Here is a 514-nt window from a genome sequence, read left to right as displayed (position 1 = left end):
GTGCAACGGGCGCCGCGCGCCGCGCAGGTCACGGCCGTGCAGCGCCGCGGCGGCGGGCGCGCGTACCGCGAACATCGTGCTGAACAGGCTGGACACGCCGTCGGCCCGGTCCGGGTTGAGCTCCCGGGCGACGTCGGCGAGGTCGACGTGGGCGTGAGCGAACGCGCCCCGGCACACCTCGCGGGCCCGGTCCACCACCTCGCCGAAGGTGTCCGCCGGCGAGACGGCGAGACGCAGGCAGACGGTGTTGCCGAAGTAGCCCAGGGCGCCGCCGGCGCCGGCGCCGTCCCGGTTCACGACCGGCGAGCCGACGGTGATCTCGCCCGCGCCGCTGACCCGGTGCAGCAGCGCCGCGTAGCCGGCGAGCAGCACCATCAGCGGGGTGGCGCCGCGCCGCGCCGCGAACGCCCGCACCTCACCGACCAGCCGGGGGTCGGCGCGGTGCACGAGCTGGCGCCCGGAGTCGGCCGGCGCACCGACGGCAGCCGCGGCACCACTGGCCCCGGCGGCGGTG

General features: G+C 78.6%; 1 protein-coding gene. It reads right to left on the bottom strand.

Annotated features, from left to right (window positions below):
• On the bottom strand, positions 1–514 hold a 514-nt coding region (locus MXD58_RS24885), incomplete at both ends, for a condensation domain-containing protein (RefSeq protein WP_250610071.1).

Source organism: Frankia sp. AgKG'84/4 (assembly GCF_023242965.2).
In the GTDB taxonomy this organism is placed as follows: Bacteria; Actinomycetota; Actinomycetes; order Frankiales; family Frankiaceae; genus Frankia.
The sequence above is the reverse complement of the archived record's forward strand: the minus strand, read 5'-3'. Positions and strand labels throughout refer to the sequence as shown.